This window comes from Algiphilus sp. (assembly GCF_965216485.1).
In the GTDB taxonomy this organism is placed as follows: Bacteria; Pseudomonadota; Gammaproteobacteria; order Nevskiales; family Nevskiaceae; genus Algiphilus.
The window spans coordinates 3,160,456-3,173,577 of record NZ_OZ244162.1 but is presented as its reverse complement, the minus strand read 5'-3'; the positions used below and the strand labels follow the sequence as shown (position 1 = coordinate 3,173,577).

Below are 13,122 nucleotides of genomic sequence, written 5' to 3'. Positions count from 1 at the left end.
TGTTGCCACGCCGTTGACCATGCCGATACCCAAGCTGACCCGCCGCCGATTTCTGCAGCGCAGTGCGCACTGCCTCGCGGGTGTGGCGGCGGGCAGTGCGCTGTGGCCAGCACTGGCGGACCGCGGCGACATCACCGGACTCTATCCCGACGAGGTGATGTCGGTCGACGACTTTACCCGCGGCCATATCGCCACGGGAGGCATCATCGATGCTGGCAATGTCGAGCATGTGAAAGCGCTGCTGGCACCGGCCACCTACACGCAAGTCCGTGACATGGGGCGACGGCTGACGGTACGGCCCACCACGACCGAGTACATGGCACTGGGACCTTGGGAGTACCAGCAGGCGACGCTGTCGCACCAGGGGCAGGCCCGTTTCGATGCGCGCCAGAACGTGGTTGCGGCCGATGGCCGTCCGTGGATCGGCGGTCACCCTTTCCCCAATGCCACCACCGCGCTGGAGCTTTTTGCCGGCCTGACGCTGAGCTGGGGCCGGCACGATGCCAGTGTCTTCGCGGTCAAGGAGCACAATGTCGCGCGCAGCGGCGAGGTGGACTACGCCTACCAGTGGGTCTGGGCCGAACTGGCGCCCGTGGCCCGCTGCGTGATGGAACCCAAACCGTATTGGGATGCGCACCTCGATAAGCTTCGCTTCAACGCCGTCATCATCACGGCGCCTGCGACGGAGGCAGGGACCTCCTACGTCAACATCTGGCCCTACGACCAGCATCGTTTCCCGGAACTCTACGGCTATATTCCGGACTTCCGGCGGGTACGCCAGTACCCCACCAACCAGCGCTTCGAGCCCTTGGTGCCTGGGTCCACGCTCTATCTTTCGGATGCCTGGGCGGCGGGGGATCCGCTGCACACCTGGGGTAACTACCGCATCGTCGGGCGCCAGCCGATGCTGGCGGGCGTCTCCGGCGGATGGAACGCCAACCACCCCAATTGGGAGCACGGCGTGCACGGCGGTCCCCAAGGCAAGACCTTCTTCGACAGCGTGGTGGAGATGGTGCCGGAAGCCATCGTCGCAGAAGCCGAGCCCGTCGCCTTCGAGCGCGCGCCGGTCTCAAAGAAGCGGGTCTGGTTCGATGCGCGCAATCTCATGCCGATTGCGATGGTGACCTACGACCGCCAGGGCAAGCCCTTCAAGTCCTTCGACGGCTGCTACGGGCTGTACGACGATGGCGAGCAACGCTTTCTCGATGGCGCGCATCCTTACTGGTCCTGGACCTACGTGCACGCTTTCGACTTTCACAGTGGACGCATTACCCGTATGGAACAGGTTCGCGGAATCGATGGCGGGCACCGTACGCGCGTGCACGACCCCAGCATCTATGAGGAATATCTGACGCGTGGGGCCATCATGCGGCTGGGTCGGGTATGAACGCAGCGGCTATGCTGCGCACGGTGAGGAATACAGTGCAGCCAATCGATTTGTACCGGGCTGCTGATAAGGGAGACGCATCATGAAGCAGCTTTTCGCCCTCTTTGCGGCATTGGTCGGTCTGATTGGGCAGGCCGTTCTGGTCCTGTTCCTGCTCGACGCGCCCGTTGTCGGAGTCAATCAAGGCGGGGAGCTCAGTGCACCGGTGGCGGTGGCCATCAATCTGGGGCTGCTGTTCCTTTTTGCGTTGCCGCATAGCGTCATGGCCCGTCCTGCCTTCAAGCAGCGCTGGCGCGCGCTGGTCCCCGATGCCCTAGAACGGTCGGTGTACATTCTGATGAGCGGGGTCCTGCTGACCGCGGTCTGTGTCCACTGGCAGCCGCTGCCGTCGGTGATCTGGTCGGTGGAGGGCGCCGCGCTTCAGGGGGTGATCTATGCGCTCTTCGCCGGTGGTTTGGGTTTCTTGTTCTGGGCGATCCTGAGCATCGATTTCCTGCACTTTCACGGCTTGCGTCAGGCCTTCAGCGCGCATAGCAGCGAGCCCCCTTTTGCGGTGCACGGGCCCTACCGCATCGTGCGCCACCCCATCCAGACCGGATTGATCGTCGCGCTGTGGGCGACACCCCATCTGACGGTCGGCCAGGCGCTGTTCGCCGCCGTGCTGACCGGCTACAGCGTGCTCGCCACGCTGAAGCTGGAAGAACGCGATCTGCGCGCCGGTATCGGGGACGCCTACGAGCGCTATCGCAGCAAGGTGCCTGCACTCATCCCCGGACCACGCATTTGGCGCGACTGACGCCTTCGAAAGATCAGGCGACGCGGGGAGGTTTCCAACCTCTCTTTTGGTAGGCGTCTGCGAACATCGCCCTTGGCATCGTTGCCGTCCCGTTGCTCAAGGTGATTGGAAGCATGCAAACGTCGACCTACCCGGAGGCAGAGCGCAACACGCTCGCCGGCATCATGGCCGATCCGGCCTTTGCCCGCGTCGTGCGCATTCCGACGCTGGCCTGGCAGGAAATTGGATTGATCGCTGGCTGCTATTCCGTGCTTCTGCTCGGCACCGCTCTCGCCATTGGAGGCTGGCTACCCTATCCGTTGGCGATGATGGTCAACGCACTGGCGATCTACGCGATCTTTACACCGTTGCACGATGCCACTCACGGGGCACTGTCGCGCAATCGCACATTCAACGACGCACTGGGGACCCTAGCGGCGCTGCCCTTGTTTCCGGGCTTTACCACCGGCTTGTATCGCTTCCTGCACATGGAGCACCACAAGCACACGGGCGAGGCGGAAGCGGATCCGGACGAAGTCACCGTGGCTTCGCGCATGCCCACCAAGTTGCTGGCCTGGATGTTCCTCGATCTGTACTGGATTGGCTGGTATTTGCGCCGTGTCGGCGAGCGACCGCGTCAGGAGTGGATGGGTGCCATTGCCAGCGTGGTCTTCTTCCTCGGCTGGCATATCGGCTGGCTGCTGTCGCCCTACGCCGTCGAATTCCTGTTGCTCTGGCTCATCCCGCAGCGACTGGGCATCACGTTGCTGGTCTATATGTTCGCTTCCATCCAGCATCCCGAAGGCGTGCATCAGCGCGACCGCCCCATTCAGGGCACGCGCATGATGCGCGGGGGATGGTGGGCGCGCTGGGCCACGTTGTCCCAGGCGCAGCATTTGATGCATCACCTGTTCCCGACGGTGCCGTACTACCGCTACAACGATGCCTGGCGCGTGGCGGCACCGCGGCTGCGTGAGCACGACATTGTCTGGGGGCAGTTGCTGGGACGTCAGCCGCATCCAGGTCTTCCTGCTCAGACCAGTGGTTCGGAGGCTGAGACGATGGAGGCACGCGTGGTCGCGGTGGAAGACGTTGGGGAAGTGGTACGCGCCTATACCCTGGAACCAGCGGCCTCCACCCCATTTCCGGCTTACGCGCCTGGCGCGCATGTCGATGTCCACCTGGCTGATGGCATCGTCCGGCAGTACTCGCTCTGCGAGGCCTTCGATGGCCGCCACTACCGCATCGCGGTCAAGCGTGAAGACCGCGGCCGTGGCGGGTCCCGCCGCCTACACGCGCAATGGGAGACCGGAGCGACGGTCCATATCGGCCGTCCACGTAACCTCTTTGCGCTTGGAGAGCACGCCTCGGTGGTACTGGTGGCAGGCGGCATTGGTATCACTCCGTTGCTGGCCATGGCCGATGCGCTGCATAAGGCGCGCACACCCTTCATGTTTCATGTCTGTGCACGCATGCCAGAAGGCCAGCCTTTCCATCAGTTCTTGCAGACGGCGCCCTATGCGGCCGATGTGCGTTGCCATTACGACCACGCGCCCGAGACCCAGAACAACCCGCTGCGCGATATCGATCTGCCTGAATGGAAGCCGGGTCAGGCCCTCTATCTGTGCGGGCCAAAGGGCTTCATGGCTCATGTACAGGCCATGGCTTCCCGCCGCGGATGGCCGGCGGACTGCATCTTCACCGAAAGCTTCAGCGCAGGCAGCCCGCCCACCGGTGTCAACGAGGCCTTCGAGGCCGTCCTGGCCCGGTCGGGCCGTGTGCTGCAGGTCGGCGTCGCCGAGTCGCTGCTGGATGCGCTGAATGCGGCGCATTGCTCGGTTCCTGCGGCGTGTACGCAGGGCTTGTGCGGGAGCTGCGTCTGTACGGTGTTGAAGGGAGACGTCGAGCATCGAGATGTAGCCTTGACCGATGCCGATCGAGCCGCGGGTCGGATGACGGTCTGCGTGTCGCGCGCCAGGGGGGCGCGTCTGGTACTCGATCTCTGACTGTCAACGCATGGGTCAGTCGCCTTTGAGGCTGCCTCTGCTGTGACCGTGAGGAAGGGCGCTGCCCGCTCCGATATCGGCATATACCGGAAGAGAAGGTGACGCCAGCCGTACACGCGCGGTGTCCTGCTGGTGCGGACGGTGATGCTCCGCGGTCTTTGGGCCGGCAACGACGCGGGAGAAGTATCGCAGGGGCCACCGCCCATTTAAGCTTCCTGTCACTTTGATGAGGAGGCGGTAGGCACCTGCTATACAGTGAAAGACGCGGGTGTCCCCTCGCAAGGGCGGTGTAAGGGGCAACTTGACCCGGCGGTCTACTGCAGTTGTGCCGTCAGACCGAAGAGCACGCTGCGCCGCGCTCCGGGCCGTATGCCGTTTTCCAGGTCGTTGACGTAGAGTCGGTCGGTCAGGTTGCGACCGGCGACCCAGAACTCGACGTCGGTACCCCCGAGTGAGGTCGTGAAGCCACTGCGCGCCGACAGGACGGTGCGCGAGGCCACCCGGCCGAGCACCACGACTTCGCGGATCTCGATCTCGTCGTCCTGGCTGACGGGCTCGCGGTCTTCGTCGGCCAGCACGAAGTCGCGGGTGTTGAGCAGGTCCGAGAAGTAGTCTCCGAGATGCGAGGCGGTCAGCGAGGCGTGCCAGCGTTCGCCAGCGCGCAGGCCCAAGGTCAGGGTGCCCGCATGCTCGGAGACACCCGGTACGCGGTTGCCATCGACGAGGCCATCGGTGAAGCGTGCGCGGGTGTAGCTGGCACCCAGATCCGCAAAGCCGGAGATGCCGCGCCACAGCGGTTGGGTCTCGTAGCCCAGACCGAGGTCGATGCCGTAGCTGTCCGAGTCCGCTGCGTTCACACGCAGATTGTCGTCGTCGATGGTGAAGGGCAGCTGCACGACGGTGTCTTCGATGCGGCTGTAGAAGATGGCACTATCGAAGTAGAGGCCGGAGGGCCGCACGGTGCGGAAGCCCAGCTGTGTGTTGATGCCGATTTCGGGGTCGAGCGGAAAGCTGTCCGCGGTGCGGGCAAAGGCCGGCGTGTAGCCACGCGCCACATTGGCAAAGAGCTGCGTGTTCTCGATACCGCGGTAGAGCAGGGCCAGGCTGGGCAGGACGATGGTTTGCTCGTCGCGTTCCAGCCCGCTGCCCGGATCATTGCCGCGGAAGCGCTCGTCCTTCTTCACTTCATAGCGCTCGGCGCGCAGTCCGGGGGTGATCGACCAGTCGCCCAGATCGATGCGGTCAAGTACGTAGGCGCTGACGGCGCTGGACTGATACTTGGTCAGGCGCGCGGCGGCGAGCTCGTTCTCGCCGCGGAAGTTGCCGCGATTGTTGGCGTCGAGTACCTCGCCGGGCGCACCGAAGGAGCGCTTGTCGTCGAAGATGCTGCGATGCAGCTGTACGCCCCACGACAGCCGCTGCATCCCCAGGTCCAGGACGAAGCGGCTTTCCGCGCCAAGGTTGCGGTAGTCGCGGGTGCGGCTGACCATCACGCCGGATTCGCCGGGGACGAAGCGGTAGTCCGGATCGGTCAGGACAATCTCCGGCAGCGCGCTGACTTCGGCCTCATCCGGGTCCACCGTGAAGCGCGGCCGGAACAGGCGGCTGGCGAAGACGCGGGAGCTGATCTGCCAGGCTTCGGACTGCCATTGATGCGTCAGATCGAGCTTGTAGTAGTCAGGCGCGATGGTGTTGTTTTCCTGCGCGAAGCGGTTCTTCTTTCGGTAGGGCGCCACCGCGAATTCCTGCGGCGTCAGGTTGGACTCGTCGTAGTTGGAGCGTTCGCGCGCGAAGGTGGCGGAGAGGCCGAGGCTTTGTTGCTCAGTCACGGCCCAGTCGACGCTGCCGAAGTAATCGTCGTAGCGCGTGCGCTCGATGTCGAAGATCCCATCGCCGGCGAAGCTGGTGTACGACAGCACAGTGCCCACCGCGCCGTCAGTGCGTTGGTGCATGACGTGGCGCGAGCTGGTGTTGAGATTGCCGGAGCCGAGCTCCACCGTTGTGACGGGTGTCTCGGTGGGCTGCTTGTTGCGGAAGTTGACGATGCCGTAGTTGTTGATTGGGCCGTAGATCACATGCCCGGCTCCCTTGAGGGCATCGACCCGCTCCAGACGCTGTGTGGGTGGCGTGTAATGCCCTGACGAATCCAGGTAGGGCGCGGCATTGATCGGTACGCCATCCTCGAGCAGCAGGACCTTGCGCGAGCGTCGTGGCGGCGCACCGCGAACGCCAATGCCGGAACGCCGCCCCATGGCGTCATCGTCCAAGGTGCGCAAGCCGGGAATCTGTTCCAGCGCGTCGTGCAGACTGTAGGGGCGGCGCTCGACCAGAATCTCCTCGTCGATGCTGCGGGCAGCACCCGGTGTCCGATTGGCGCTCCCTTCGAAGGTGCTTTCGACAATGATGGGGTCGAAGGTGGCCGTCTCGGCACTGGCTGCTGTGGCAATGAGAATGAGCGTCGGCGCAAGGGCAAAGCGCTTCATGGATGGTCCTTGTTGTACTCCCTGAGAACGCCAACCCTATGGCCACCCGGGTTCAATAGGAATGGGAAAACTTCCCGACTTGGCCTCAGTGCCCGCCCAGGCCATGATGCAACGCAAAACGGATGAGGCCTTCGCGCTCGTGGATACCGAGCTTGCTGCGCAGTGCAGTGAGCAGGTTGGAGACCGTCTTGGGGCTGAGATGCAGCGTTTCGGCCACGGCGGTTACGCTGGCGCCGGCGGCGATGAGGCGCAGGATCTCGAACTCCCTCGTGCTGAGCTGAGCGAGCAGCTGTGCCGATTCTTGGCGGTCGGAGGCAGCAGTGAAGGCGGAGGCCCCTTGTGCCACCGCGGTCATCGCGGTCAGCAGGGCCTCGGCGGGTGCCGATTTGGAGACGAATCCGCGTGCGCCGGCGCGCTGTGCGCGCTGTTGCAGCAGGGGGCTGTCATGCACGGTCACCAGTAGCAGCCCCAGCTGGGGCTGCTGGCGGTGGAGCCGCTCGCAGGTCTCCAGGCCGCTGATGCCGGGCAGCTCCAGATCGAGGACCGCCAGGTCCAGCGGCGTCCCGGCGGCCAGGCGCAAGGCCTGCTCACCATCCTCGGCTTCTGCGATCACCGCGAAGTCGGCCGTGGCTTCGAGCAATGCGCGATGGCCCGCCCGTACTACGGCATGGTCATCGACGAGCAGGACGCGATAGGGAGAGTCGGGCATGCCCGCATGCTAGGGCCAAAGTCCCGCGCTGTGTACGTCGATGCGTGTCGCGCCTGTGTCACATCGCGCCACGAATGTCACAGCCGAGTGCGCCCGGATTGGCTGCCGTTAAAAAAAGTCATATAAAACAGTTGCATGGAAAGATCTTGCAATTGGCGCGCTGCTTGCTTGCAGTGGGGGCAGGCAGCGCGGATCCGCCCCGCGCGCCGCAACAAGACGACAACGACGGCGGGACGAGGAGAGACGACCATGACGGCCAAAGTCATGCTGGTGGACGACCATCCCATTGTGCGGCGGGGCTATCGCGCCCTGCTTGAAGCCTGCGGAGGCATTGCCGTGGTTGCCGAAGCGGGAGCGCCGCTGGCCGCGATGCAGGCGGGGCGCCATGGCTCCATCGATGTCGCGGTGCTTGACCTGCGGCTCCCCGGCGCAGGCGGGCTCCGTCTGTGCCGGCGGCTGCGTCGCTACCATCCTCAGCTGCGCGTGCTGATCTTCAGCGCGCAAAGCGATTTCGTAACGGTGCGGGCGGCCCGCGCGGCCGGGGCGCACGCCTTTCTCGATAAGCGCGCCCCGGCAGAAGCCTTGGCAGACGCCGTCCTTGCGGTAGTGCGAGGCGATGCATCGATGGCACATGACGCCATTACCGCACTGCACGTCGGGCAGCAACCACTGACCGAGCGCGAGCGTCTCATCGTGCGCCGTCTGGCCGCAGGCGAAGGCACGAAGGAGATCGCCATTGCCCTGGCCATCAGTCCGAAGACTGTGTCGAATCACCTCTGTGCGGCGCGCGAGAAGCTGCAGGTGGGGTCGCTGGCTGAGGTCATCCGCTACGGCGTCGACCATGCGGCTTCACCTGCCGGAGGATGGGCATGAGCGCGCGCGGAAGTCTTCAGCGGCATTTGATGCTGGGCGTCAGTGCGATCGCCCTGCTCACGCTGGTGTTGTCGATGCTGTTGGTCATGCAGCACGCGCGCCGCTCCGTTGTGGCGGAAACGCAGGCCAGTACCGCCTTGGTGGCAGAGCTCATCGCGGCGTGGCCGATCATGACCAGTGCCACACAGACGCAGCAGGCGATCACGCAATTGCGGGCGGCGATGCGGAGCTCCCGCCATCTGTGTGCTGTGACATTGCACGACAGCGGCCCCGTTGATTGTCATTCTTCTGCCGTCGCCACCGCACCGCATTGGTTCGTGCAAGGGCTGGCCTTGCCGTCGGACATCGATCGCGTCCAGCTCACCCTGAATAGTGTGGATGGTCCGATCCCGCTGACGGTCATTGCCGATACCCGCTACGAAATTGACGAAGCCTGGCGTGAGTCACGCGGCATCATGGTCTTCATTGCATTGTTCGCTCTTGGCGTCGTGGCCATGGTTGCCCTCGTGTTCCGGAAGGTGACGGTCCTGCTGCATGGCATGACGGCGCAAGTTCAGCGGATGGCACTGGGCGACTACCGATCCGAGGATCGAATGACGGCGATGCCGCGCGAGCTGCTGCCGCTGTTCCGTGCCGTCAGTGGTCTCCGGCATTCCCTGGATACGGCCACGGCCGAGAATCGACAGCTGGCAAGGCAGTGCCTGGAAGCCCAGGAACGCGAGCGCCATGACGTGGCGCGTGAACTGCACGACGAGGTCGGACAGCATCTGTCCGCAGCCGAAGCGCAATTGGCCGTTGCGGCGCGTTGCACGGATGCGGGCGGTCGTATGCACGCCACGGAGCAAGTGCGCGACAGCCTGCGCGCCATTTTCGGCAGCGTGCACGGCCTCCTGGCCCGGCTGCGACCGGCAGCCATCGACAGTGTGGGCTTGCTGGCGGCACTGGAGCAGCTCGCCGTGGATTGGCGCGCCGAGGATCGTGGCATCGCCTTGACCGTGTCCTTGTCAGGGGAGGACCGCCGGCTCGATCCGCGTATCGGTATCCATGTCTATCGCGTGGCGCAGGAAGCACTCACCAATATTGCGCGCCACGCCGGCGGTGCGCGTCATGCCGTGCTGCACTGCTGCTGCACCAGTGCCGGGGCGGTGGATCTGGTCGTCTGTGACGACGGCCCGGGGCTCGGAGCGCAGCCATGTCCGGGCGGCGGCTTTGGGCTGCGCGGCATGCGCGAGCGCGCTGCCAGCATCGATGCCGATTTCGCGGTAGAGACCGGACGTGCCTGGTCGACCGTCATCCGACTGCGTCGTGTGGAAAGCGCAGCAATTGGCACGGCGCCCTCCGGTCTCAAGGGCGCTGTCACGCAGGGCTAACAGCTTGTGCCGCCGACTGCGACTTTGACGATGCGATAGGCCAACGCGCACAACGACTGGAGTGCACGTATGCCCGCCACAGAATACGTAACCCTATGAAAATTATCACTATGGTGCAGGCAACTTGCCCGTCAAAGGCTTTGGCATATGGATTGCTCCCTGTGCTGGTGTTGCCGCAACAGCAGGGTTGCACAAGGGCTGGGGCAGCAATGCTGGCGTGCCTTCCGGTACGTAGAACGACATCACAATCTGAGGAGATGACACCATGAAGCATCAACGAATCCTGGCCGCAGGCGCCGGGGCTGTGGGACTGCTGTATGCATTGGGGGCACAGGCCGTTGAGCTGCAGGCGGGGGACTGGACTTTCTCCGCCAACGGCAACATCAACGTGCACTACATCTATTCCACCTGCGAGGACGCACCTGAGGCCATCGCCACGGTCGGTAGCGCCTGCGCCGCCGATGCGGACGGCAATGACACCAACTCCAGCGTGAGCAATGGCCTGCTACCTGCCGCCCTCGTGTTGGGCGCCGGTACCGAGCAGGATGGCTATGACCTGAGTGTCACCTTCGGCTTTTACCCCGGCATCAGCAGCAACGACGGCGGTAGCCCGAACCTCCAGCAGGGTGCTGTAGGCGGCGTAGGAACCAATGTGGCGCTGGCGACCACCGGTCTGGATGTACGTCAGGTCTTCATCAGCATCGGCACTGACAACTACGGCAGCTTCAAGCTGGGTCGGGATTTCGGTCTCTTTGGCTTCGACGCCATCATCAACGACATGACCATCCCCGGCGTGGGTGTTCCTGGGGCGATGGCCACCGGCGCGCCGGCCAACACCTCGCTGGGCAGCATCGGCTTTGGCTACATCTATACCGACACCCTCGGCCAGATGAACTACACCACGCCGGCCTTCGGTGGTGCCACCTTCACGGCGGGCATCTTTGATCCGATTGATCCGCTGATCGGCGGCCAGGGTGGAGCGGCCAATAACAGCGCCCCCGGTTTCCACGGCAAGCTGGCCTGGGCCGGTGACTTGGGTGGCATGGGTGCCTACCTGTCGGCGGCCTTCATCAGCCAGGAGCAGATATCGGTGGGTGGGGTCGGCAATGACTACACGAGCACCGGCTTCGATGTGTACGGCCGCATTGAACTGGCCGGCTTCAAGGCATCCGCCTACTACTACACCGGCAGCGGCATGGGGACCACCGGTCTCTTCGTGCTTTCCGATGATGGTGCGGGCAACGAGCGCGATTCCGATGGCTACCTGCTGCAGCTGACCTATCCGGTCGGCAAGACGACCTTCGGCGTCAACTACGGCGTCAGCAATCTCGATCACGCCAACAGTGCCGACGCGACGGCGGTGCCCAATCTGCTGGAAACCAACAGCAAGATCACGGGCGGCATCTACCACGCGCTGACCAGCAATCTGACGCTGCTCTTCGAGATCAATGACGTGGAAACCGAAGCGCACAACGGCGCGAGCAACAGTGCCCAGAGCGCCAACATCGGGGCCTTCATGTCCTTCTGATCAGGCGCGCAATGCGCGCATAACAGGTGTGTGTCTCGACCATGGTGGCTTCTCCCGTGGTCAACTTGGCCGGGGCCTCGCCCCGGCTTTTTTTGTGCTGCTAGTCTCTCTCCATGCGTCGCCTTGTCCCTCATTTTCTGCGGTTGCGATGGCTCTTCGGGCTGGGTCTGCCGGTGGGTGTGCTCTGGCTTTGTACGGCACACGCCGATGTCGCGGTGCAGACCGGTGGCGCTGGTTTCTGCACGACGTGCCATGGGGTCGACCGCGAAGTCGATCAGGGTGCACCTGGCCTCTGTGGCGCAGAGGCGGCCTGGATCGCGGCCCGGCTACAGGCTTATCAGCGAGAGGGCGCCTCGGTCATGACGCGTCTCGGGCATGGTCTGACCATCTCGGATATTGAGGCGCTGAGCTGGGATGCCGCCAGGCTGTACGCCGACGACGGTCCCTTCTGCCAGGCCTTGCGCGATGACTGAGCCGACACTGCGTTCCATGCGCCGCCGGCGCGTCCTGCTTGGACTCGCGGCTGCCGCGGCCCCGGGGTGGTTGGGTGCGTCGACACCTTCCCTCGGCAAGGCGCGCGTCGTCATCGTCGGAGGTGGCATTGCGGGTGCGGCCTGTGCGCGTTGGCTGCGCTGGCTCGCGCCGGATCTTCGGATCGTTCTGGTCGAAACCAACGCGACGGTCTACAGCGGTTTCTTCTGTAATACCGTGATTGCGGGCCTGAATCCATTGACCCATGTGGCACGGCAGCCTGCGGTGCTCTCGGATCACCGCATTGAGGTGGTGGCGACCGCGGCAACCGGTCTGGATGCTGGGCGTCGTTGCGTGCATCTGTCCGATGGTCGGCGGCTTGGCGCGGATGCCATTGTGTTGGCACCCGGTATCGCCATGCGCGATGACAGTGTGGCTGGCTTTGACGCCACGGCCATGCGCGACAACCCGCCGGCCTGGCCCGGCGGGAAAAGCGCTTTGGCGATGGTCCGTCGGCGGCTGCTTACGCTACCCCCGGGTGGCGTGATCGCGGTGGCGCCCCCCGCGGCCCCCTATCGTTGCCCGCCCGGGCCCTATGAGCGCGTCAGCCTCTTTGCGCACGTGCTGTCTCGGGTGAATCCGCGCGCCAAGATTCTGATTGCGGATGCCAAGGACAGCTTCTCCAAGCAGACGCTGTTTCTGGAGGCTTGGGCGCGCCACTATCCGGGCATGATCGAGTGGATCGGTCGTCAGGATGGCGGCAGTGTCGAACACTACGCGCACGCCAGCCAGACACTGTACCTGGCCAGTGGCGATCGCATCGCCGCGGATTGGGCGCATGTCATACCGCAGCAAACGGCCGGACGGCTGGCGGGCATCGCGGGCCTGGTCGATCGATCTGGCTGGGTGCCGGTCGACGCCAGCGACTTCAGCGTCGTCGGCGCGCAGGGCATCTACGCGGTGGGTGATGCGACGCAGGCACAACCCATGCCGAAATCGGCCTTCAGCGCCTACAACCAGGCGCGCGCCTGTGCCCACGCCATCGTGGCATCGCTGCAGGGTCGCGAGGCCACGCCCGGCCTGCTGGCCAACACCTGCTACAGCATGGTGACGCCGGATGCGGCCTTCAGTGTCAGCAGTCTGTACGCGGTGCAGGGGGGGCAACTGCGCATCCGCAATCCGGACAGCCAACTCTCCCCCCTGATCGCATCGGCGCGCGAACGCCGGCGCGAGGCGGAGGAGGCAAAGGCGCTCTATGGGCACCTGATGCATCTCTGCTATGGCCGCTGATGCATACTGAACAGACTGTCACGAGGCCGGGACAGTAGCGGAAGCGTGCCGATTCCGGCTTCGCTCCGCATCGTGGAACGTACGCCTCTTCCTCGTGCAGGACGTTGTAAATATTAGAAATATTGCGCAATGCGTGCGCCCGGATTTTTTCTCCGGGAGTGGCATAGACATTGCTGACAATAAAAAGCGGTGCAGAAAAGCATCGAATTACGCCTAAGACACGAGGAGAT

General features: G+C 64.3%; 10 protein-coding genes. 8 read left to right on the top strand and 2 right to left on the bottom strand.

All coding sequences use genetic code 11. The features are described from left to right. Positions 1 to 19 precede the first annotated feature (19 nt). From ACOOFO_RS14675 to ACOOFO_RS14665, 3 genes are all read left to right on the top strand, one after another. Positions 20 to 1,387, top strand: coding sequence for a DUF1329 domain-containing protein (locus ACOOFO_RS14675; protein WP_420427495.1), 1,368 nt, complete (start codon positions 20 to 22; stop codon positions 1,385 to 1,387). Positions 1,388 to 1,469: 82 nt separating this feature from the next. Next, positions 1,470 to 2,183, top strand: a complete 714-nt coding sequence (locus tag ACOOFO_RS14670) for a methyltransferase family protein (protein ID WP_420427494.1) — start codon at positions 1,470 to 1,472, stop codon at positions 2,181 to 2,183. 113 nt (positions 2,184 to 2,296) lie between these two features. Then, complete coding sequence (locus tag ACOOFO_RS14665) at positions 2,297 to 4,168, top strand: fatty acid desaturase (protein WP_420427493.1); 1,872 nt, start codon at positions 2,297 to 2,299, stop codon at positions 4,166 to 4,168. A gap of 314 nt (positions 4,169 to 4,482) precedes the next feature. Here the strand turns inward: ACOOFO_RS14665 and ACOOFO_RS14660 are convergent, their stop codons facing one another. Next, on the bottom strand, positions 4,483 to 6,651 hold the full coding sequence (locus ACOOFO_RS14660) for a TonB-dependent receptor family protein (protein ID WP_420427492.1): 2,169 nt from the start codon (positions 6,649 to 6,651) through the stop codon (positions 4,483 to 4,485). An 85-nt stretch (positions 6,652 to 6,736) separates the two neighbouring features. Further along, positions 6,737 to 7,360, bottom strand: a complete 624-nt coding sequence (locus ACOOFO_RS14655; protein WP_420427491.1) for a response regulator — start codon at positions 7,358 to 7,360, stop codon at positions 6,737 to 6,739. Positions 7,361 to 7,609: 249 nt separating this feature from the next. Between ACOOFO_RS14655 and ACOOFO_RS14650 the strand changes: the two genes are divergently transcribed. From ACOOFO_RS14650 to ACOOFO_RS14630, 5 genes are all read left to right on the top strand, one after another. Continuing rightward, positions 7,610 to 8,233, top strand: a complete 624-nt coding sequence (locus ACOOFO_RS14650; RefSeq protein WP_420427490.1) for a response regulator transcription factor — start codon at positions 7,610 to 7,612, stop codon at positions 8,231 to 8,233. Beyond that, positions 8,230 to 9,603 (top strand): histidine kinase, encoded by a 1,374-nt coding sequence (locus ACOOFO_RS14645; protein ID WP_420427489.1) that lies wholly within the window; start codon positions 8,230 to 8,232, stop codon positions 9,601 to 9,603. Before ACOOFO_RS14650 ends, ACOOFO_RS14645 begins: the two co-directional genes overlap by 4 nt. A gap of 265 nt (positions 9,604 to 9,868) precedes the next feature. Continuing rightward, a complete protein-coding gene (locus ACOOFO_RS14640) occupies positions 9,869 to 11,131 on the top strand; it encodes a porin (RefSeq protein ID WP_420427488.1) in 1,263 nt (420 codons plus the stop codon). A gap of 113 nt (positions 11,132 to 11,244) precedes the next feature. Next, entirely contained in the window at positions 11,245 to 11,604 is a 360-nt protein-coding gene (locus ACOOFO_RS14635) for a c-type cytochrome (RefSeq protein WP_420427487.1), read from the top strand. Beyond that, positions 11,597 to 12,892, top strand: coding sequence for an FAD-dependent oxidoreductase (locus tag ACOOFO_RS14630; RefSeq protein WP_420427486.1), 1,296 nt, complete (start codon positions 11,597 to 11,599; stop codon positions 12,890 to 12,892). The genes ACOOFO_RS14635 and ACOOFO_RS14630 overlap by 8 nt, the downstream gene beginning before the upstream one ends. Positions 12,893 to 13,122 lie beyond the last annotated feature (230 nt).